General features: G+C 72.5%; 21 protein-coding genes. 2 read left to right on the forward strand and 19 right to left on the reverse strand.

The window, feature by feature from the left end; all coding sequences use genetic code 11:
* Window positions 1–38 precede the first annotated feature (38 nt).
* Window positions 39–1283 (forward strand): helix-turn-helix domain-containing protein, encoded by a 1245-nt coding sequence (locus OG946_RS20095; protein ID WP_326797436.1) that lies wholly within the window; start codon window positions 39–41, stop codon window positions 1281–1283.
* A 70-nt stretch (window positions 1284–1353) separates the two neighbouring features.
* On the opposite strand, the gene OG946_RS20100 is transcribed toward OG946_RS20095, so the two are convergent.
* The 17 genes from OG946_RS20100 to OG946_RS20180 all read right to left on the reverse strand — a co-directional run bounded on the left by OG946_RS20100 (window position 1354) and on the right by OG946_RS20180 (window position 16107).
* Window positions 1354–1695 (reverse strand): hypothetical protein, encoded by a 342-nt coding sequence (locus OG946_RS20100; RefSeq protein WP_326797437.1) that lies wholly within the window; start codon window positions 1693–1695, stop codon window positions 1354–1356.
* On the reverse strand, window positions 1692–1949 hold the full coding sequence (locus tag OG946_RS20105) for a hypothetical protein (protein WP_326797438.1): 258 nt from the start codon (window positions 1947–1949) through the stop codon (window positions 1692–1694). Before OG946_RS20105 ends, OG946_RS20100 begins: the two co-directional genes overlap by 4 nt.
* A 70-nt stretch (window positions 1950–2019) precedes the next feature.
* Window positions 2020–2820, reverse strand: a complete 801-nt coding sequence (locus tag OG946_RS20110) for an N-acetylmuramoyl-L-alanine amidase (RefSeq protein ID WP_326797439.1) — start codon at window positions 2818–2820, stop codon at window positions 2020–2022.
* A gap of 67 nt (window positions 2821–2887) precedes the next feature.
* Window positions 2888–3484: a hypothetical protein gene (locus tag OG946_RS20115; RefSeq protein WP_326797440.1), complete on the reverse strand. Its 597-nt coding sequence runs from the start codon at window positions 3482–3484 to the stop codon at window positions 2888–2890.
* A gap of 19 nt (window positions 3485–3503) precedes the next feature.
* Entirely contained in the window at window positions 3504–6239 is a 2736-nt protein-coding gene (locus OG946_RS20120) for a hypothetical protein (RefSeq protein WP_326797441.1), read from the reverse strand.
* 15 nt (window positions 6240–6254) lie between these two features.
* Window positions 6255–8615 (reverse strand): phage tail protein, encoded by a 2361-nt coding sequence (locus OG946_RS20125; protein ID WP_326797442.1) that lies wholly within the window; start codon window positions 8613–8615, stop codon window positions 6255–6257.
* A gap of 654 nt (window positions 8616–9269) precedes the next feature.
* Window positions 9270–9770 (reverse strand): DUF7426 family protein, encoded by a 501-nt coding sequence (locus tag OG946_RS20130; protein ID WP_326797443.1) that lies wholly within the window; start codon window positions 9768–9770, stop codon window positions 9270–9272.
* Window positions 9770–10264: a phage tail tube protein gene (locus OG946_RS20135; RefSeq protein WP_326797444.1), complete on the reverse strand. Its 495-nt coding sequence runs from the start codon at window positions 10262–10264 to the stop codon at window positions 9770–9772. Before OG946_RS20135 ends, OG946_RS20130 begins: the two co-directional genes overlap by 1 nt.
* An 11-nt stretch (window positions 10265–10275) precedes the next feature.
* Complete coding sequence (locus OG946_RS20140; RefSeq protein WP_326797445.1) at window positions 10276–10713, reverse strand: minor capsid protein; 438 nt, start codon at window positions 10711–10713, stop codon at window positions 10276–10278.
* Complete coding sequence (locus OG946_RS20145; protein WP_326797446.1) at window positions 10710–11060, reverse strand: hypothetical protein; 351 nt, start codon at window positions 11058–11060, stop codon at window positions 10710–10712. The genes OG946_RS20140 and OG946_RS20145 overlap by 4 nt, the downstream gene beginning before the upstream one ends.
* Window positions 11057–11371, reverse strand: a complete 315-nt coding sequence (locus tag OG946_RS20150; RefSeq protein ID WP_326797447.1) for a hypothetical protein — start codon at window positions 11369–11371, stop codon at window positions 11057–11059. The genes OG946_RS20145 and OG946_RS20150 overlap by 4 nt, the downstream gene beginning before the upstream one ends.
* A complete protein-coding gene (locus tag OG946_RS20155; RefSeq protein ID WP_326797448.1) occupies window positions 11368–11751 on the reverse strand; it encodes a hypothetical protein in 384 nt (127 codons plus the stop codon). The genes OG946_RS20150 and OG946_RS20155 overlap by 4 nt, the downstream gene beginning before the upstream one ends.
* Before the next feature lie 3 nt (window positions 11752–11754).
* Entirely contained in the window at window positions 11755–11922 is a 168-nt protein-coding gene (locus tag OG946_RS20160) for a hypothetical protein (protein ID WP_326797449.1), read from the reverse strand.
* A gap of 19 nt (window positions 11923–11941) precedes the next feature.
* Window positions 11942–12799: a phage major capsid protein gene (locus tag OG946_RS20165; RefSeq protein ID WP_326797450.1), complete on the reverse strand. Its 858-nt coding sequence runs from the start codon at window positions 12797–12799 to the stop codon at window positions 11942–11944.
* A 68-nt stretch (window positions 12800–12867) separates the two neighbouring features.
* Entirely contained in the window at window positions 12868–13605 is a 738-nt protein-coding gene (locus OG946_RS20170) for a hypothetical protein (protein ID WP_326797451.1), read from the reverse strand.
* 117 nt (window positions 13606–13722) lie between these two features.
* Entirely contained in the window at window positions 13723–13896 is a 174-nt protein-coding gene (locus OG946_RS20175; RefSeq protein ID WP_326797452.1) for an Rmf/CrpP fold protein, read from the reverse strand.
* Between the two features lie 9 nt (window positions 13897–13905).
* A complete protein-coding gene (locus tag OG946_RS20180; protein ID WP_326797453.1) occupies window positions 13906–16107 on the reverse strand; it encodes a phage minor capsid protein in 2202 nt (733 codons plus the stop codon).
* A gap of 198 nt (window positions 16108–16305) precedes the next feature.
* Here OG946_RS20180 and OG946_RS20185 point away from each other — a divergent pair, with 198 nt between their 5' ends.
* Window positions 16306–16434 carry a hypothetical protein gene (locus OG946_RS20185; RefSeq protein WP_326797454.1) on the forward strand — a complete coding sequence of 43 codons (129 nt, stop codon included), beginning with the start codon at window positions 16306–16308 and terminating at the stop codon, window positions 16432–16434.
* A gap of 5 nt (window positions 16435–16439) precedes the next feature.
* Here the strand turns inward: OG946_RS20185 and OG946_RS20190 are convergent, their stop codons facing one another.
* Entirely contained in the window at window positions 16440–17852 is a 1413-nt protein-coding gene (locus tag OG946_RS20190; protein ID WP_326797455.1) for a phage portal protein, read from the reverse strand.
* Between the two features lie 651 nt (window positions 17853–18503).
* A complete protein-coding gene (locus tag OG946_RS20195; protein ID WP_326797456.1) occupies window positions 18504–19778 on the reverse strand; it encodes a PBSX family phage terminase large subunit in 1275 nt (424 codons plus the stop codon).
* Window positions 19779–19780: the final 2 nt, after the last annotated feature.

The following is a 19780-nucleotide window of genomic DNA, read 5'->3' on the forward strand; positions in this document are numbered from 1 at the left end:
GCCAGGGAGGGGCCAGACTGAAGGAAGGAGGGGCCAGCGTGAGCAGAGAGCGGCGGCAGCAGTTCGGCGCCTACATGGCGCGGCTGCGCCATGCTGCCCGCCTGAGTCAGCGTCAGGTCGCCGCGCAGCTCTGCCTCGCCGCGGGGGTCTCCTCCGTGACCCGGAACGAGGTCTCACGCTGGGAGCGCGGCGGGCGCGTACCGGATGCGTGGCTGGCGCCGCTGGCGCAGACCCTCGGCGTGCCGCGGGGCGAGATGGAGCGCGGCGCGGCGTATGCCCGCGGCGAGACCGACACCCCGCCTCCGGGGCCCGCCGTCGTCCTCGCTGAGTTGCTGCCCCCAGACGACGCCCTGACGCCGCTTGTGGCCCGCTGCGGACGGCACCTCGGCCGAGCTGACGTCGCCGGTCTCGCTGGCCGCGTGCACGGACTCAGGCTCGCCGACGACGTGCTCGCCGGGGGGGACTTACTCGCCCCCGCCTTCCGCGAACTGCGCGCCGCGGTGCAGTTGTACCGCGAGAGCACCTACAGCGAAGACGTCCGCCGCGAGTTGCTGGTCCAGATCGGCGAGCTTGCCCAGATCACTGGATGGATCGCCAGCGACGCCGGCCGGTACGACGAGGCCGCGCGCACATACGCCTTGGGCATCTCTGCCGCCCGCCAGGCCGGGGACGGCCCCCTACTCGGCAACCTCGCCGGCAGCCTGGCGTACCAGCACGCGAACACCGGTCGGGAGCACGACGGCGTCGCCCTGGCGCAGGCCGCCCTTGAGGAGGCCGGGCCCGGCGCACCCGCCAAGACGCGCGCGCTGTTCTACGACCGCATCGCGTGGGCCCACACCCGGGCAGGGGAGGCACAGCCGGCCCTGCGGGCGCTCGGCGACGCGCACGACGCGCTTTCGGCCGCCGAGGACGACGGCGCTCCGTCGTGGGCCTACTGGGTGAGCCGGGAAGAGCTGGAGGTCATGGACGCGCGCGTGTTCACCGAGCTGCGCCGGCCACTTCGGGCCGTGCCGCTGCTCACCGACGTACTCACCCGCTACCACGCCACCCACACCCGCGAACTCGCCCTGTACCGATCGTGGCTCGCGGTCGCGCTGGTCGACGCAAACGAGCCTGAGCAGGCCGCCGTCGAGGCCCGGCAGGTTCTCGCTCTGTCTGCCGACATCGCCAGCGAACGGGCGGCTGACCGCTCCCGTGCCGTCCTGCGGCGCCTCGAAGGGCACCAGGACGTGCCGGAAGTCCGGGAAGTCCTGGACGACTTCGGCTATCTACTGAGCACGTAGCGCGTGCGCGGGCGGGCATGACGAAACGCCCCCTGCCCCGGCCGTGTGGCCAGGACAGGGGGCGTTGCTGCTACCTGGTGGCGAGCTGCCACAGGGTGAGGGCGAGGCCGCACGCGGCGACCAGGGCGGCCACGGACGGAAGCGGCCACATGCGGCGTTCGACGGCGTCGAGGCGGGCCGTGTCGCGCTTCTGGCGTTCGGTCTCGCCGCGCTCGACGGTGTCGAGGCGGCTGTCGACGGTGTCGAGGCGGCCGGCCAGCTCGGCGAGCTGCCGTTCGGTGGCGTCGCTGCGCTGTACGAGCAGGGCGAGCGATCCGTCGGCGCGGGCGAACCCCACCTCGACGGACCGGCGTAGCCGCTCCAGCTCCAGCGCGACGGCGGCCGGGTCGGAGGGCGAGGGATGGGTCGTCACGGGCTGGGCTTCTCCTCGTCGACCAGGCCGAGGCCGAACCGGTCGAGCAGAGACTCGAACGCGGGCGCGGACATGAAGCGGGCGACGACGCCGGCGACGCCCGCGGCCGTCGCGGCGGCGGTGATGGCCCACGGCGCAGCGGCGGCGAGGGCGTCGGAGTCGGCCACGACCGCGGCGAGCGCGGGCACGATCGCGACGACCGCGGCGAACGTCTGGAGCGCGGTACGGACGGCGCGGCGGTTCTTCGGGCTCATGGGTGGTGCTCCTGTTCGTGTGCGTGCCCGCCCGGCGGCGCGGTGGCCGGCGGGCGGGCGCGAGGGGGTGTCAGGGGGTGACGGTGAACCCGTGCGCGCGGCCGAGGGAGCGCAGAGAGGCGATGCCGGGGATGCCGTCGGCGGCGGCGCCGGAGTAGCCGCACCGCTGCTGCCACCGGCGGTACGCGGTGACGGTCTGCGAGCCGAAGTGACCGTCGACGTACCGCGCGGCGAGCAGGCCCTCGGCGGCGAGTGCCTTCTCCACGATGCGGGCGCCGGCGTACGAGACCGGGGTACCGGCCTTCGGCGGGTCCTGGCGGGCCGCGGAGATCAGGCGCGACAGGTCGACCACCTTCGCCTCCGGCTTGCCCTTGCCCGGCGGGGTGCCCTTGGCGGGCATGCCCGCCTTCACCCATGCGTACAGGGAGCCGCCGGGGCACGCCGTCGGATATCCGTCCTTGTGCCCGCGCTTGGCGAGGGTGCGGTCGGTCCGCCGGCACGCCTCGTCGTACAGGTCCCGCACGGACCGCAGCGCCGCGTCGCTCGGCTTCTGGGAGCCGCCGATCGCGACGTAGACGCCGATGCCGGTGCGGTTGTGGCCGGGGCAGTGTGCGCCGACCAGGCCCCAGCCGCGGCCCTCGTAGATGGCGCCGTTCTGGTCGACCATGAAGTTGTAGCCGACGCCGGACCAGCCGTTGCCGAGGTGGATGCGCTCGACGTCCTTCGGCACTGCCTTGCCGGTCGCGTGCGCCGGCGGGTCCCCGTGGTAGTGGACGAAGAACGACCTTCGCTCGGAGAGGGCGACGGAGTATGGGGTGCCCTGCCAGGGGCGGGCGCCCCACTTGGCGCGGCTGATGATCTCGACGGACACGGGGTCTCCAGACATGAGAAACGCCCCGCGGCGCGGTGCCGGGGGCGAGGAAGGGGCAGGGGCGGCGTCAGCCGAGTTGCTTTTGCGTGTCGGCCGTCAGCGGCCGGCCGGCGGCGGCCGGGGCGGCGAGGACGGCGCCGCCGGGCCCGGTCAAGGGCCGCTTGTAAGTGACGTTCATGGAGGGGCGCCCGCCGCCGGTGGTGGTGGCGAGAGCGGCGCCCGCGTTCTGGACGGGGACCAGCTCGACGTAATCACCCGGGTTCAGGGGGAGATTGACTGTGCGGGCAGCGACAACCGCGGCAAGGGCCGTAGGCGTCGCGGTGACACGGGACCCGTGCCCGGCCTGCATCAAGGAGCCGTTGAGGTACCAGGCGACTCCGCGGACGCTGCCGGCGGTGCTGCTCTCGAACCCCACATCGCCGGACAGCTCGTACCAGCCGGCGAGGCGGGCGGTGTAACGGGTGGGGGCTGCGGATGCCCACCCGCCGAGGTCGTCGACCTCGATGGTTTCCCAGGCGAGGGCGTTTGCGCCGAGCGGGTTGTTCCCGCTGGTGATGTTCTGCGCGGTGTCCCGGGTGGCACGGAACAGGAGCATGCCGACGATGAAGCCCGCGTTCAGGCGGGCGGCGGTGAGCTGTTGGCCGGGTTGCACGATGTTGACCACGGGGTGTGTCTCCAGAGGGTCAGAGGGCGACGACGGCCGGCTGTGCCAGGCGCACGGCGGTGCCCGGAGGATGAGGTTTGCGGATGCCGTTGACGGCCCGTACGACGGTGGCTGTCTGCGGCGAGCTGCTGCCGGCCAGTGCGGTCACGGTCATGACCTCGCCGCCGGCGGTCACGTCGAACGGACCGTCGACGACGGACCACAGCGGGCCGGCGCTGGTGGCGATCGGCACGGCGGTGGCGTCCTCGGCGACCGCGCCGGCGAGGGTGCTGGTGTCGCCGTCGATGTGGCCGAGCGCGGCCGGGTCGAGGGTGGCGACGGTCCACGGGCCCGCCGGCGTACAGGTGAGGGCGATCTCCCACGTGTGCGGGAGCACGGTCTCGGAGTAGCCCTCCACGATCAGCCGGACCGGGCCGGGCGGCATCCACTCGGGGAGATTCCTGATCTCGACGACATCGCCGACGTCCAGCGACAGCACGCCTGGAATGAGGCGCGGAGCGGTGTGCAGCCGGAGCGTCACCGTGGAGTATCGGGCCTCATCCCACGTGCCCAGGTGCAGCCGCCACCAGGCGTGTTCGTCGGTCTGATCGTCGGTGGCCAGATTGAGAGTGACGCTGTCGTCGTAGACGCCCACGCCTGCCGGCGGCGGCGCGGTCGACAGCGGGCCAGACTCCAGCACCGCGCGGCCGGAACCGCCGTCCGTGCGCGTGACGGTGCGGTCGTTGCGCACGTGCTGATCGTCGTCAACCGGTTCGAGCGGCGGGGCGATGTCGCCGGCGCGGTAGTCGAGGACCAGGGCCGCGGGCTGGTTGTAGAGGGTGCGGCGGGTGCGGTACTGCAAGCCGAGGACGTCGCGCAGTTCGGCCAGCGTGCCGCCGTCGACGTCGGCCGCGTCCTGGATCACCTCCATTGCGGCGGCGATGCGCTGGGGGCCCATGGGGGTGCCGTCCGCCGGCCCGCCGGTGGGGCTGATCGGGAGGTTTTCCTCGCGGGCGAAGCGTCGGATACGGGCCGTGGTCGTCTCGCCGTGGTACGCCGCGTCCGCTGCGCCCTCGCCGCCGCCCAGGACGCTGCTGTCCGGCGCGGCGGTGTAGGTGATGTGGCCCAGCGGCATCCCGGCCAGAGCCGACCCCCACGCGGTATCGATGCGCGTGGGGCGGGTGAGGGTGGGCCGGCTGTGGAACACACCTAGCTGCGAGTTCTGCCCGATGGGGGAGACGATGATCCAGTATTCGGTGCCGAGTCCGCCGGGCCTGGCGCGCATGATCAGGCGGGACCAGCCCTGTGCGCCGGCGGCCAGGATCGCCGGATCCGTCGAGTTGAAGCCGCCGGCGAGGGCGCCGTCGTCGTCGTACACCTCGATCTGGAGCCCTGCGGCCGAGTACGAGCCGATGACACGGGAGATGCCCCCGCCGGTGGTGGTGACGGCAAGCATGGGCTTCTGTGTGCCGGTGGGGATGGCGTCGAGGCGGTAGACGCACTCGACCCGCCATCCGGTCGCGTCGGCGGGCAGCCGGGGCAGCGGGGCCCGTATCCGCGCGGCGTCGCCGAGGGTGGGCAGCGCCGCAGACGACGGCAGATCCTCGGCCGCGGCGAAGGTGATGCCGGACGCGGTCAGCGGGGTGCCGCCGTCCATCGCGGAGGCTGCGCGCGTGGCGGTCGGCCCGTCCTCCATGGGCCAGTACGCCAGCAGTCCGTCATGGGAGGGGATGAACCGGCGCAACGTGCTCTGCACCGGCTTGTTGCCCTGGCCGAGTCGGCGCAGCACGCCGGCGACTTCCAGCGGCACCCATACGTCCGTGCCGGACGTGGCCCAGCGCGACGGCCACGACGCGGCCTCGCCGACGTAGCGCCGGTAGAAGTCGGTCACCTCGGCCGCGCCGTCGAGCTGCCAGTCGCGGCCCGCGGCGTCGGTGAAGCTGCGCGTGCCGGGCGGCAGAGTCGTGAAGTCCGCGGCAGCGACGGCCGGGCCGTCAATGCCGTTGAGGACCTGGGCCCGGTACCAGCGGCCGGCGCCCGGCGCGACGCCCAGAGCGCTGGAATCCCCCAGCTCCAGCAGAACCGCGCCGGTGGTGTTGATACCGGTGGTGCCGGCGCCCGTGCGGACCTCGCCGAGCTGCTGCCACGGTCCGGCCAGGCTGGGGGCGGTGTAGAAGGTCACCGCGTGCCCGCCGGCGCCGTTGTCGACGTCGAGCACGGCCCGCAGCGCGAACCGCGTCCCCGCGGCGTACGGCAGCGGGGCCGTGGCGATGCCCTCGCCGACGTCTGACCCGGTCTGCGACCACGCCAGCCCCGGGCGGCCGTAGTTGTCCAACTGAAGGGCCCACATACGCCCGTTCGCGTCCCAGCGGCTCATCAGCTCTGTCACCTGCGGCGCGTTCACGCCGGATCGGTTGGGCAGCCGGTCGAGCGCGACCTCGACCCTCAGATCGAGGTCCCCGGCGACGGCCAGCTCCGGGCCGGCCGCCACGTGCGCCCGATCCCCCGCGCCCCCCACCCACAGGTACGGGCCCGGCCCCTGCACCCACAGCCGCACGGGGGTGTTGCGGCCGATGAGTCCGAAGTAGGGCGAGCGGGGGTTCCGCGGTGAGAACCTGCCGTCCTTGTTGTTGAGGGTGAGGCGGCACTCGGACGGGCCGGGCTGTCCTTCGGACTGTGAGCCGCGGGTGATCGTGATGGGGTCGCGGGTGTAGGCGTCCTCTGTGATCGGTACCCATTCCGTACCTACGCGCATCTCAAGTCGCGTACGCGGCATGACGACCGCTCCTCTCTATCGCGTTCCAAGGGCCACCTGCACGACGCCGCCGCCGTCGACCCGCACCCGGCGTTTGATCATCTGGACCAGGTCCCGGTCAGAGCCGGTCACGTCGATGACGACGCGCACCAGGCCGCCGGCCGACGGTGAAGCGCCGGCCGCACTGCGCGTGCTGCCGGTGCCTGCGGTGGTGGGGGTGGGCACGGTGGCGAGCGAGGACATGGCGCCCTCGACCGCCGACCGGCCGCTGTCGATGCCGCGCACGAGACCGGCGGGGATGTGCCGGCCGACGTCGCGCGCCATGACCCGTGACGGCGAGTGGATGCCCAGTGCCCGGCGGATCGATCGGCGCATCGCGCGGGCGATGGACAGCATTTGCCGCTCAATGGCCCGATCCTGCGAGCGCAGCCCGCGGACCAGGCCGCGGGCGGCCTCGATACCGGAGCCGTACATCGCCCGTCCGGCCACCAACCCGGTACGGTCAGCGGCCGACTTGAGCAGCTTCTGCTGCTGGTTGATCTGCCGAATCTGCGCCGGGGTGGCCCGTGCCAGCGCGGCGGCCTGGGCGCCGCCGCCGTCGACACCCGCCTGTGCGAGCTGGGAGACCAGATCCCCGCGGACGCCCGCCGCGCGGAGCCGCACGAGATCCCGGCGGAACTTCTCCGCGGCGCCCGCGTCTCCGCGGAGCTGCGACAGGATGGCGGACGCGGTGACCGGGCCGGCGTCACTGTCGCCGGTGATCTCCCCGCCCGACATCACCGCGCCGCGCACCGTGGAGGAGAGCTGCGCGCGGGACCGGCGCAGGTCAGACAGGCGCTTCTCGGACCGTGCGAGCCTGTCGGCGACCGCCGCTTGCCGGGCGGCCAGCCGCGTCAAGTCCCTCGTATCGCGCCGGATGCGGTCCAGCGCGCCGGAGCGGCGCCGGCCCGGAGCGAGGGTGTCACGGACGATGTCAGCCAGCCGGCGCGCGGCACCGGCGACCTGCTTACGGCTACCGGTCAGACCCACGACCAGGCCGCGGGCGATCCAACGGCCTTGCGCCGCGGTCACCTTGGACGGCGAGGCGATGCCCAGCGCGTCAGCGATGGGGCCCGGCACGACGCTGGACGCCCACCCGCCGAGCTTGTCGGCCAGCCAGCCGCCCATGGATTCGATGCCGTTCCACAGGCCGCGGGCGATGTCCTTGCCCTTTTCGTAGAGCAGGGAGCCGACCGCGCCGACACCGTCGCGGACGCGGCCCGGGAGCCGTTCCGCGACGTCGACCGCGTCGGCGAACTTGTCCCGCAGCCCCGAGACCAGCCGGCCGCCGGCGCGGCCGGCGAGCGTGCCGAGGACTCCGGGCAGGGCACTTGCCGCCGAGCTGGCGCGCCCCGGCAGGCCGCGCACGAAGCCGATGGCGTTGTTGCCGTGACGGCGGATCGTGCCGACGAAGCGGACGCCGGCCGACGTCGCGACCTTCCCGATTCGGCCGGCCAACGACCCGGCGGCCGAGGCCGCGCGCCCTGGCAGGCCGCGGAAGAACCCGACGACGTCGGAGACCGCGCCGCGGGTGGTGGAGACGACGCGACCGCCCATGGCGGTGAAGCGTCCGGCGACCGCGCCGGCGAATCCGGAGAGCGCGCCCAGGACACGACCCGGCAGCGACACCAGCCACCGCACCACCGTGTTGACCAGGTCCGGGATGGACCCCCCGGCGACGACGCCGTACAGCCACTTGAAGACGTTGATCACGCCGACGACGAAGCCGCGGATCACGCCGTACAGCCGCGACATGGCGCCGAAATAGATTCCCGCCCAGGTCAGAATGCCTTTCAGCAGGGTTCCGATGTCCATGAGGACTTGCTTGGTCTGCGGGGCGGCGCCGCCCATGGACTCGAAGAACGAACCCATGCCGGTGCCGACGTCGGCGAGCAGTTCCTCGAACCCCTCGAAGACCGGTTGGACGTCCTCCAACATCGAGTTGAAGCCCGGAAGCATGTTCTTGGCCATGCGGTCGACGCCGGACGTCAGATTCTCGGTGATGCCGCTGTCGGCAACGATCTTGAAAGAACGGCGGATCTCCGGGGCGAGATCCTTGACGGTCTGCTCGACGTCGCCGACCGCGTCGGCGATCGGCTCGACCATGGGCTTAGCCGCGGACTTGAACGTCTCCTTCGCGGTGTCGGCCAAGCGCCCGGCGGCCTTCTTGACCTTCGGTTCGTCCTTGACCAGCGCATACGACAGGCCGATCACGCCGAGCCCGCCGGCCAGCCCCGTGCCGATGGCAGCAAACGCGCCGATGAACGCCGACGCCGCGGCGGCACCCGCGCCCTTGAACAACGGGCCGGACGCAACGGACATGAGCGATTCACCGGCGGATGCCAGCCCGGAGCCCATCCCCCGCATGAGCCGACTACTCCACCCCCGCCCGGAGGCGGAGCCCTCGGCGACGAATCGGCCGCGGGAATCCCGCAGCCGGCCGCCGGCGTCGCGCTCGAACCGCGCCACGTCGGCGGAGGCGCGGGTGAGGCTGCGCCGTAGGGGTTCGTCGACGTCGCCCAGTTCCCGGGCGGCGCCGGCCGCTTGGACCAGCGCCGCGGTAGCCCGCTCGCCGCCGGCGGTGACGCCGTCGCCCAGCGCCGTGCCCATGACCGCGCCCTCGGTGACGAACCCCGTGCGCATGTCGCGCAGCCGTCCGTCAGTGTCGCGCTGTAGATCGCGCATCCCCCGCTCTGTGCGGGCGATGCCGCGGCGCATGCCGGAGTCGTCGGCCTCGATGTAGCCGACCAGCTCGCCAACGGTGAGAGCCACGCCGCACCCCCTGTTCCGGTGGTCGGGGCGCGCGGCAGGGTCAGTGCTGCGGCGTGCCGGGGGCGGGGGGTGGAGCGAAGCGGCGGCCGGTGCGGGAGTCAGCCGACAGCAGGCCGAGGATGCGCAGCCGCAGCCACCGCCACGACCGTTCGCGGAGGATGCCGGTACCGACGTCGACGCCGTAGACCTGATGCAGGTCAGCCTCGATCAGCGGCCATTCCTCCAGCAGCGCGGACCACGTCAGGTCGTCGCGGCCTTGGGGGCGCTCGCGGTAGCCTTCCGGCCGCTCGTACCACTCGTAGAGCCCCGTCGCGGGGTCTTGCTCGCCGCGGCCGATCCAGTCCGCTTCGCTGCGCGGCGAGCTGCCCGGTTCGGGGCCGGCTGAGAAGGGGCGCCGGCCCGCGCCCAGAACTCGCGGGCGTCCTCGACGCCCGAGACGATCCACATCATCGCCGTCTTCCCGGCGTGGCGAATCCACGACCAGTCGACGCCGTCGGCCAGCAGCTCGTCATAGACCGGGCCGAGACAGAGCCGGAACAGGTCGTGCTCCAGGTCGTCGTCGAGGATTTCGGTGTCGACGCTCTCGCCGCCGGCGAGCATCTGCACGGCCAGGTTCGTGATGCGCTGGACCTTGAGCCCGTCCTCGCCGGACGGGCTTGGGATGCGGTAGAGCTTGCCCTTGATGGGCAGCTCCAGCGCATCGTCAAGGAGGCTGTCCAGTGCCTCGAAGGCGGTGGCCATCAGGCACCGCCACCGGTCAGGGGGTTGGTGATCGGGGTCAGAGGCCCGGAGCCGGTGAACGTGGTCTGTACCTGGTCGAGCGCGGTGGCCTCGCCGCCCTGCGGCTCCCAGGCGGGCAGGCCGCGGCCCTCGTACGCCTCGGGCAGGCCGTTGCGGTCCATGAACCGGAGGTGCACCTCGTGCGCGTCGTCGTAGGCGAACGCGGCAAGCCTGATCTTCTCGTGCACCGCCGAGTACGCGGTCGCGTCCTTCGTGGTCTTCCGGTTGAAGGTGGAGACCACTTCCCAGGACTGCGAGGTCTTGGTGTTCTCCGTCCACCCGTCGGTGTCGTAGCTGGTGGAGTCCTCGTGGTTCGGCGGGGCCGTCCACTGGAATTCGGTGATGCCAGGGCAGAGCTGCCAGTCGGGCGTCTCGGCGGTGCCCATGTTGATCTCAAGGCGCCAGCGTCGCGCGAGCGCGGTCACGGGCGTAGGGGTGGGCGTGGGCGTCGACATGACGCGGCCTCCTATTCGTACAGGTTCGGGCCGGGCCGGACGGCCCGGAGGTAGTAGTTCGCGGCGATCTCGGCGCGGCCCTGGGCGTCTTGGCCAAGCGGGGCCTGCGACCGGCGCCACGACAGGGCGACGTGCACGCTGCCGAGCTGGTAGCCCTCGCGGCCGTGCAGCAGGTCGCGCACGGCGTCGGCGACGTCCTCGACCGGTCGGGGATCCGGGCCGGAGCCACGGATGCGCACCTGCATGCCGGTGATCACGTCGAACGTGAGGTCGCCCTCGTCGACCGGATACGGGGTCAGGCACACGATGCGGTCGGGGGCCTCGGGCATGACGCCGGCGGTGATGCCGGTCTCATCCGGGCCGTAGACGCCGGTCGGCCGGTAGATGCCGACGCCGGCGGCGGCGAGGAGTTCGGCGAGTCCGCCGACCACGTCGCGGGTGAAGCTCACTGGGCCCACCTGCGCAGCTCGGCCGCGAGGATCCGCGCGACCACATCGCGGGAGGCGTTGAGCGGGTCCTCCAGGTACTTCGCCTTGCGTCCCGGGTCGTGCCGGTAGTCCATCTCTTCGTGCTGCCGGACGGCGTACGGGGTGTCGTAGGACACGGCGGCCGTGAGGGTCGTCTCGTCGACGCTCGCGGTACCGGAGCGTTCGAGCGTGGCCTCCTCAATGGGGACCTCAGCGCGGGACTCGGCGAGCACGTACTCGGTCGCCAGGCGCACGCCGCGGGCCGCGGCGCGGCGGCCCTCGCCGTCCCACTGGGCGCGGCCGGTGAACCGCAGACGGGCACGGGTCACGTGAGCTGCACCTCCAGATGCTCAGGAACCGGCAGCGCGCCGGCATCGCGGCGTAGCGCGGCAATCACGGTGGTGCGCCGGCCGTCCGGCAGCGTGATGCGGGACTTCGGCGGCGCGGTGGTGGTCAGCGGGGCGTATGCCGTCGAGGTCGAGGTCACCTCGTCGCCCGCGGCCGAGCGGACCATGCGGGTCTGCTCGTCGAGCAGGCACCGCACGGTGACGGGGGCGGAGTAGACGGGCCCGTACGCGCCGGTGCCCTCGTACGCCTCCACCGTGACGCGGTGCGGCATGAGCCATCGGGGCAGGTTCACCAGATCACCCCGGGCAGGAGCCCCGCGCGCCGCAGTGCGCGGTACGCGCGGGGGCCGAGGGTGCCGGCGGCCGGCGCGATGTCGAGCCGGCCGGATAGCTCCACGGAACCGATCCGTACGGTGTCGTAGCGGCCGGTGGCGCCGGTGCCGTCGTCGTCGGCGGCGAGCTGGTACTCGACCTGAGCGCACGTCGCGTCGGCGAGGGCCTGGCGGTCGGCCGGATCGGTCGGCATGCCCGCGGCGTCGGTGGCGTACACGGCGGACATCAGGGCGTCGTCGACGTCCTCGGACGCGCGGGCGAGCAGCCGCTCGGCGTCCGGCGGGGCCGGCTGCCCGGTCCACGCCGACAGCTCCTCAGGCGTGGCGTAGATCCGGGCCACCGTTCACCCCTCCTTGTTGGTCTTGCGGGAACGCGAACGCCCCGCGGCCTTGGGCTGCGGGGCGTCCTCGACGGCGGCCGGCTCGGTGCCGACGTCCTCGGGCGGGCCGTCCGGCGCGGTGTCCGACTCCTCGTCGGTCGCGGCGCTCTGGTGGTATCGGCGCAGCAGCACGCGGCGCCCTCCTTCCTGGTCAGGTGGTGGCGAGGGTGCCGACGCACACGCCGCGGTCGTCGAGGCGCTTGACCGCGTAGTGCATGGTCGTGGTCACGACGGTGGAGCGGGCGAGGATGTCGCGGCCGTCCTCGACCAGCGGCCGGCGCTTGTAGAGCAGGCCCAGAACGCCGGTCTTCATCAGCAGGAACTTGCCCGCGGCGATGCGGTTGGTGACGAACACGGACACTCCGCCGATGCGGCCGATGCTGCCGGAGGCGGCGGCCGACTCGCCGGTGCCAAGCTTGGCGGCGTCGACGAACTGCGGGTCGAGCATGGCCTCCCCGAGCTGCGCGGAGTTGATGTACAGGCCGGCGAAGTCGTTCGGCTCCCACTCGTCGCCGAACTGGCCGATGGCCGGGACCATCGCGCCCGCCCACGTGAACTTGGTCTGTCCGGTCGCGGTGGTGAACGCCAGGGGCGTGCCGCCACCCTGCCCGGTCTCGTTGGCCTGTGCCTGGGCGATCAGGGCGGCGTCGACCTTGCGGGCGGCGAGTACGCCGAACTGCCGGCGCGCCTCGGCCTCCGGGTCGCCCAGGGAGGTCAGCCTCGCCTTGTCGGTGATCTCGACGGCCTTACCGACCTCCTTGATGGTCGCCGTCGCGTCGTCGGTCGACATGGCCGTCGGCACCATCGCCGTCGTCTCGGTCAGGTCGTCCAGCTCGCCGAGCGCGCCCCACTTGGGAAAGTGGATCGTGTCGCCCGGAGCACCCTCAAGGGTGCTGTCCTCGATGACGGCGGACGATCCGGCGACGCGCACGCGGCCGGTGAATTCGGCCTGTGCCATGTCGCCCCACACCTCGGGGACGATCATCAGGGCTGCGGTGGTCTGAGCCATGGCGGCTGCTCACTTTCTCCGGCGCGGTGGCCGGGCGTTGGGGTGCCCGGCGCGGGTGCCGGGCGCGGTCAGGAACCGGCGAGGCGCCGGTAGGTGTCGGGGTCGGACTGGTACAGCGCGGCCCGCGCCGCGTAGTCCATGCCGGCGAACTGCGCGGGGGTGACCTCGCCTCCGCCGGCGCCGCCGAAGTCGACGCCGCCCCGGGCAGGCCCGGACGGCTGCGCGGACAGCCGCGGGTTCGCCTGCATGGCCGCGGTGATGGCTGCCTGCACGGCTGCGCCGTCGGCGGGGTTGACCGTCGCGAGGGCGGCCATGGCCGACTGGGAGTCGAGCAGGGCGGGCAGGTCGGCGCCGGCCGTGGCCGCGGCCTGGATGACGGCGCTCTGCATGGCGAGTTGCTGGGCGGCGGACTGCCCGGCGGCCACCTGCGCCTGTGCCCATCGGGGCAGCCGCGACACGTCGCCCTCGGGGGCCTCCGTCGGCGCCGCGGGTGCGGCCGGCGCGGGGGCCGGGGGCTGCTGCGCCTGCTCGGCGGCGGCGGCGCGGGTGCGGTAACCGGCGGCCTCCGCACGGGTGTCGCGGATGAGCGTCTGCGCCCACTCGGGCAGGCTCGCCACGTCCTGCGCCTGCGGGACGGCGGGCGGTGCGGCCGGCGGCGCCGCCGGGACCGGCGCGGGGGCGGCGGGGGCCGCGGGGGCGGCCGTCGGTGCCGGCGCCGTCGGGGTGCCGGGCGCGGTCGGGGCCGCGGGCGGCGCGGGAGTCGTCGGGGCGGTCGCTGCCGGGGCTGCGGGGGTCGGGGTGGACATGGGGCCCTCCTGGAGCCGTAGTCGGAGCAGGGGCGCGCCTGGCGCCCTGCGCGGGGGCATGCAAAACGGGGCCCGCGCCTGGCGGGCCCCGTCGGGGTGGTGGTGCTGGGGGTGCGGTTAGCCGGTGGTCTCCTCCTGGGAGGCCAGCGGGCGCCGCTCGGCGTAGCCGCGAATCCACGCGGTACGCAGCGTCGACGTGCGCGGGTACGGGCACGTGCGCACGTCGTCGCCGCGCGCGCCGGCTTCGCGGCCGGCGGTGATGGCGCGGGTGATGTCCTCGCGCGTGCCCATCGCGTCCCCTTACCGTCGGTTCTGCTGGTCGGACTCGTTCTTGCGGGCGCCGGCGGCCCATCGCTGCGGCTGACCGGTGGCCTTCTCGATGAACTCGGCCTGTGTCATGCGGCCGTGCTCGGCCCACCACTCGCGCAGCTCGTCGGACGCGCGCGCGTGCGCGACGCGCGCGGGCCCGGAGAACAGCGTAAGGGGGTTGATGCCCTCGCCCGCCGCGCGGCGGTTCAACAGCTCGCCGCGGCAGTCCTCTTCGGCCCGTAGGTACTGCGTGTAGACGTACTCGTCGTACAGCGCGCGGGCCTCGCGGCGGGTGATCCGCCGCTCCTCCTGCTCGTCCTCGGCCGGCGGCGCGGTCGCGGCCTGGTCGTCGCCGACGGCGGCGGCCCACACGTCATCGTCGGCGTACGCGCCCCACCCCACGGGGTCGGGCGCCGGCGCCATGGCGTCGGCGAGGGCCTGGCGGTCGGCGAGCAGGTCGAGCACCGCGTCGCCGCTGTCGGCCGGCTGCGGGAGGTCGACGGCGTCGCGGCGGTCCATCTCGGCGGCGATGCGGTCGAGTTCGCCCGCGTTGGCGTACTGCATCGCCCACGCGAGGTGATCGTCGGCCACCGCCGACAGGTCGTCGAGCAGGCGCCCGCCGGGGAACAGCGCCCGCAGCAGGTCGCGGCGGTGCGCCTCGGCGGCGAGCATGGCCAGGGTGCCGGGGTCGGCGTCGCGGGCGCGGGCGGCGAGGTCGTCGTCGGACAGCCGGGCCAGCTCGGGCAGCACGCCGGGCAGGCGGGCGGCGAGGTCGCGCCGGTCCATCTCGACCATGACGGCCAGGAGGTCACTCTCGGTGTCGAGCAGGGGCACGGCGCGGGCGAGCTGGTCGTCGCCGAACGCGGTCAAGTCACCCGCTGTGATGCCGTCGCGGACGGCGGCGAGTAGCTGCTCGCGGTCGCGGCGGTCCAGCTCCGCGGCGGCGCGGGCGAGGGCGCGCTCGTCGAGCGTGCCGGCGCGCACGGCGGCGGCGAGCTGGTCGTCGCTCATCTCCGACGGGGTCAGGGCGTCGCCGGACCGTACGCGGGCGGCCTCGACCTGCTCGGCCGGCGCGGTGCGGCGCGGCTCGGGCAGGTTGCCGGCCCCGAGCTGCTCGCGGTGGCGCAGCCGCCGCAAGTCCGGGTGCGCGGCGAGGTGGTCGCGCATCGCGGTCTGCCACTGCCGCACCTTGGCGTTGGCGGCGCGCTTCGCCTCCGGGGTGACGGCGCCGGCGGCGAGACGCTTGTACCGGCGGATATGCCGCTCGATGGCGCGCTGACGCTGCCCGGCCTCGTACCCCTCCGGGTCGCTGGTGGCCTGCTCAACGCGCGTGATGCCGGGCGTGTAGGCCGATACGGAGTGCCGGCAGTTGGGGTGCTGGAGCCCGGCGAGGCGCGCCTCGCCGAGCGACCCGGCCACGCGGACGGGGATCATGCGGCCGTCGTCGACGGCGTGCTCGACCTCGACCGTGTGCGGTCCGGGCGGGCCCGTGAGGGTCAGAACGCGGCCTTCCCACGGGCGGCAGAGCGGGCACTCGCGCGGCGCGTCGCTGACGACGACCAGCTTGACGCCGGCCTCGCCGAGCGTGCGCATGTGCGCCTCAACGGCGGCCCGCCCGACGGCCGTACGTACGGCCATCTCTGCGTAGCTGGTGAGCTGCCAGCGGCGGCCGCCGCCGTCGACGAACGCCCGGATGCCGCGGTCCGCGAACGCGCGCATGGCGTCCTGTGTGGCCTGCCGGCGGGTGCCGAGTCCGAGCAGAGGCGTTGCGGTGACCGCGGCGACGACGGCGCGGAAGCCGTCGACGACGGCCCGCAGAATCGAGCGGTGCGTCGAGGTGACGCGGTCGACAGCCTCGACGGTGAGGCGGTCGGCCGCCTGCGCCTGCGGTGTGATCTCGTCGACCAGGCGGCGGGCGTCGTCGGGCAGGGCGCCCAGCTCGGCGACCGCGGCGCGGTGCCCGACGTTGTACGCCTCGGCGACCGCGTTGAACACCTCAAGCTCGACGGCGCGGCCCAACTCGTCGACGACGGACTGCGCGCTGCGCCTGAGCGCCTGGACGGCGGCGAGCTTCCGCTCGGCCCAACCGGGTGCTTCGAGGCCGTCGGCGAGCTGCCGCGCGATGATCCCGAGTAGCCGCTCCTCAGCTGCGGCGTACAGGTCCCGCGTCCGCTCCGCGAGCGGTTCGACCATGCCCGGATGAATCGGCACGCGACACCCCCGGCAGGTATGAAATTGAGCCAGATTCTCAATAGGGCATTTGCGGCATAGCGTTTTCGGTGGTGGGTTAACCAGCAGCGATCACATAAAGTGACGGCTCGCGATCCTCTGAGGGCCGAGATTGTTTTGCGGCTTTTCACTCCGCGTCTGGTACCAAATAACGTCCGGGGCATGACTGAATCGCTCGGCGCACTCAGCGCAGTTCTGACGGCTCTCATCCTCGTCGCTCTCGCCCATCCTGACGCGCAACTGCGCGCCACCGCTGAGCGGCTGCTCCGGATCATCTTCCGGACGGAGTGACGCCCTTACATGGGGAATGTCCCGACCGGGTCCGGCGCGGCGGCGCCGGTCTCGGCGAGGATCGCGTCGACCTCGGCCTTGACGGCGGTGTCGTCCCACTCCGGATGAAGGATCTTGACCTTCGTCGAGGTCGACACGGCGCCGGCGCGGGCGAGCAGGTCGAGCGTCGTCGCCGTCTGCTGCTCGGACTCCGCGACTCCGTCGCCGAACTCCACACGCGGGCGCTCCGGGGTGATGCGCCGCCCGAACTGCTTCGCGTCGAGCAGCAGCATCACGTGCAGCATGTCGGCCAACGGGTGTCGCCAGTAGCCGGCCTTCTTCTTCCGGGTGACCATGCCGCGCGCGGTGCGGGCATCGACTTCGGTTGCGGTGACGGGCTGGCCGTCGCCGTCGAGGCCGAACGCCGCCGCATCGTAGCCGGCGGTCTGGATCGCCTGTCGGGTGATGGCCTCGGCCGTGGTCTGGTGCTCCGCTACCCGGATGGCGAACTGCGCCAGGGTGATGCCGGCGCCCTCGTTCGGCGGCATCTTCAGGGAGTGCCAGACCTCACGGTCATCGTCGAACGACGCGCCGGCGCCTGGGCCGTGGTCGCGTAGGTAGCCGTCCGGCACGATCAGGCGGGCGCGGGCGAGTCGGATGTCGCGCATCCACGATGACCACGTCTCGTCGAGGGCGTCGAACTGGTCGTGTACCCCGGCGTAGTCGCTGCGCCCGATCGGGCTGCCGCGGTGCAGCCGGTTGGGCAGCATATTCGGAACGTACGCGGCCGTGAGCTGGTCAATGCCAGTGGCGATGCTGTCGCCGTCGGTGTCGAGGCTGTCGACCAAGTCGGCCGTGTCGGGATGCTCGGTCAACGGCGTGCGACGCCCGATGTTGTCGCGGGTGCCCTCGTACAGCGCATGCACGATGCGGCCGGGTTCGTGCCGCTCGACGTGCCGCCACACGGTTGCCGCGGTCGAGCCGTCCAGCTCGCGCCAGAACGACACGGCGCGCAGCATGCCGAACCGGAACTCGGGCACGGCGTTGTCCGGCTGGCAGACGGTCAACAGCGGCCGGTCGGCCAACGTCTTGTCCCACGTGACACGGAGGAACACCCCGCTGAGCGCGGCGGCCTGCTCGGCGCCACTCAAGAGCGTCTGCTGCACGCGGCCCTCGTCGAGAAGGAGGTCGAGGCGTTCCTGTGTGGTCTTGTCCTCGACACGGATTGCCGGCATGTCCGCGAACAACATGTCGGCGGACGTGCGGGCGATGTCGCCGGCGAGGGGGACATGCAGCCGCCCGTCACGGCGGCCGGGCTGGCGCTCGGCGTCGCGGCGACGGCCCCACACCTTGCGGCGCTCCGTGGGGCGCTCGTGGTTGCCGTAGACGCGGGCGAGGCGGCACCGGTCGCCGGAGTACCAAGCGTCGTCGACGCGCATCTCGGCGTAGTACGGGGCCCACTGCGGCGGCGGCCACGCAGCACCGGATTCGGGCAGTGACACGGGCTACCTTCCTGTCATCATGATTACGTCACCGATGCTCTACAGCGGTCGCTGGAGGATGATTCATGGATCAGGGGATTGCGGCCTTGCTGGGTGCGACGGTTGGTGTCGTTGGAGCTCTCGGAACAGCCGCCTTGGCCTTCTTTGGGGTTCGCTATCAGGCTCGCGCGACCGGACAGATTGAACATCAGAAGGCGTTATGGAATGAGCGAATTGCAGCCTATTCCGCGTTTATTGAGGCAGTTCAGGGTGCACACAATGTGCTGCTAGAAATATCTGCGAAACTTCGCAAATACTCTCCCGACCCCGAGACTCCGGCCAATGCAACTGCTGCACAAGACTTGGTGTCGAGACTCCAGGAAGCCAAGGATAGGGTGTCCGCCGCTTACGAATGCATGGCCCGGATCTACGTCGTGGGACCTCAACAGTTGGTCGACTGCACAACTGGCGCGACGCAGGCGTTGAACCAGCGAGTCCGAGTGATGTCGCAGGGGCTGACTGAAATACTGAGTGGTGTGCATGAATCGGCGCGTTGGGAGGCAGAGGAGGCCGAGCAACGTCGTATTTTCGTGACCAAGTTTGGGGGATTCACGGCGCGAGCTGCGCACGTTGTTGAGGGGCACCAATTGCCGAATGTTGAAGAAGGCGCCGCCATTCATGGGCGGTTGAGTGAACAACGTACCGCAGCGCGTCGCACGAATGATCGTGAATCTTGAGCGGCTTGTCCTCGCCGGCCTCCGTCGCCTTGGGGTCCCAGGAGTAGCCTGGCAGCTCGCCGAGCAGCCCCTCGCAGGAGCGGTGTACGAGCAGGCGGCCGGCGGCGAGCAGCGCGGCCACGGATCGGATGCCGTCGGCTACCTCGTTCGAGGCGCGCGCGGGGTGGGCGTAGCCGTCGGCCCACATCTGCGTACTGAAGCTGGCGGCCGACGGGTCGATGAACGTCCACTCGGGCACTACGTCGAGCCCGTCGAGCCACGCCCGTACGGCCTGGCTGTACTGCGCGTCGGTCATCTGCCGGTGCGCGCGGCGGGAGTCGTGCCGCCACTCGCTCGCGACGTACAGCCGGCCGTCGATGCCCTCGCCGAGCAGGAGCGCGGCGAAAGCGTTCGTGGTGCCGTAGTCGATACCGGCCCAGTAGCGGCGCATCTCCGGCAGCTCGTCGACGACGTGCCGGCCCTCGTCCCACATGTCGTAGATCGCGCCTTCGGCGACCACCCATGCGCCGTCGATCATGCGGCGGCGCCACAGTCCGACGTACTCGGCGGTGAGGTCGGCGACGTACTCGGGCGAGAGCGACGGGTTGTCGGCGAGGCGGAAGTGCCACGCCCTGAGATTCAGCTCGCCGGCGCGGTCGAGATAGCCCGACTTGAGCCAATGCCGCGGCGAGTCCGGGTTCGTGGTGGCGAACAGGCGCGCGCCCGGCACGCTGAGGCGGGCGAGTAGCTGCGTCCAAAATCCCTCGGGCAAGAGGGTCGCCTCGTCGACGTACGCGAGCTGAGCCGTCAGGCCCCGTAGTCGGCCCTCGGCGCGGGTGTCCGCGGCGCCGATCAGGTGGACGGTGCGGCCGAGGATGACGGCCGTCGTCGAGCCGCGGGTGTGGTGCACGTGCCGGGCAAGAGGACCGAACAGGGCCGGATCGGCGAGGGGTTCGAACACGTTCCGCTCGATCGTCTGGAGCGACCGGCCGCAGACGATGATGAGTCCGGACGGGCCCGCGGTGGCCACGGCGATGACGAACGCGAGCAGGCTCGCGATGGTCTTGCCGGACCGTACGGACCCGTGCCACAGGTTTATACGGGCGGTCGCGCGGCCGATGGAAAGCAACTGCTTGCGGGACAGGGGCAGGCGGTCGAGGTCGAGCATTG

Source organism: Streptomyces sp. NBC_01808, from assembly GCF_035917395.1.
In the GTDB taxonomy this organism is placed as follows: domain Bacteria; phylum Actinomycetota; class Actinomycetes; order Streptomycetales; family Streptomycetaceae; genus Streptomyces.

Coding starts and splice junctions, on each gene's coding strand:
- OG946_RS20105 (WP_326797438.1), bottom strand. CDS start 1,949: ATGAGCCCGAAGAACCGCCGCGCCGTCCGTACCGCGCTCCAGACGTTC.
- OG946_RS20120 (WP_326797441.1), bottom strand. CDS start 6,239: ATGCCGCGTACGCGACTTGAGATGCGCGTAGGTACGGAATGGGTACCG.
- OG946_RS20125 (WP_326797442.1), bottom strand. CDS start 8,615: ATGGGCTCCGGGCTGGCATCCGCCGGTGAATCGCTCATGTCCGTTGCG.
- OG946_RS20130 (WP_326797443.1), bottom strand. CDS start 9,770: ATGGCCACCGCCTTCGAGGCACTGGACAGCCTCCTTGACGATGCGCTG.
- OG946_RS20135 (WP_326797444.1), bottom strand. CDS start 10,264: ATGTCGACGCCCACGCCCACCCCTACGCCCGTGACCGCGCTCGCGCGA.
- OG946_RS20165 (WP_326797450.1), bottom strand. CDS start 12,799: ATGGCTCAGACCACCGCAGCCCTGATGATCGTCCCCGAGGTGTGGGGC.
- OG946_RS20170 (WP_326797451.1), bottom strand. CDS start 13,605: ATGTCCACCCCGACCCCCGCAGCCCCGGCAGCGACCGCCCCGACGACT.
- OG946_RS20175 (WP_326797452.1), bottom strand. CDS start 13,896: ATGGGCACGCGCGAGGACATCACCCGCGCCATCACCGCCGGCCGCGAA.
- OG946_RS20180 (WP_326797453.1), bottom strand. CDS start 16,107: ATGGTCGAACCGCTCGCGGAGCGGACGCGGGACCTGTACGCCGCAGCT.
- OG946_RS20185 (WP_326797454.1), top strand. CDS start 16,306: ATGACTGAATCGCTCGGCGCACTCAGCGCAGTTCTGACGGCTCTCATC.
- OG946_RS20190 (WP_326797455.1), bottom strand. CDS start 17,852: ATGCGCGTCGACGACGCTTGGTACTCCGGCGACCGGTGCCGCCTCGCC.
- OG946_RS20195 (WP_326797456.1), bottom strand. CDS start 19,778: ATGCTCGACCTCGACCGCCTGCCCCTGTCCCGCAAGCAGTTGCTTTCC.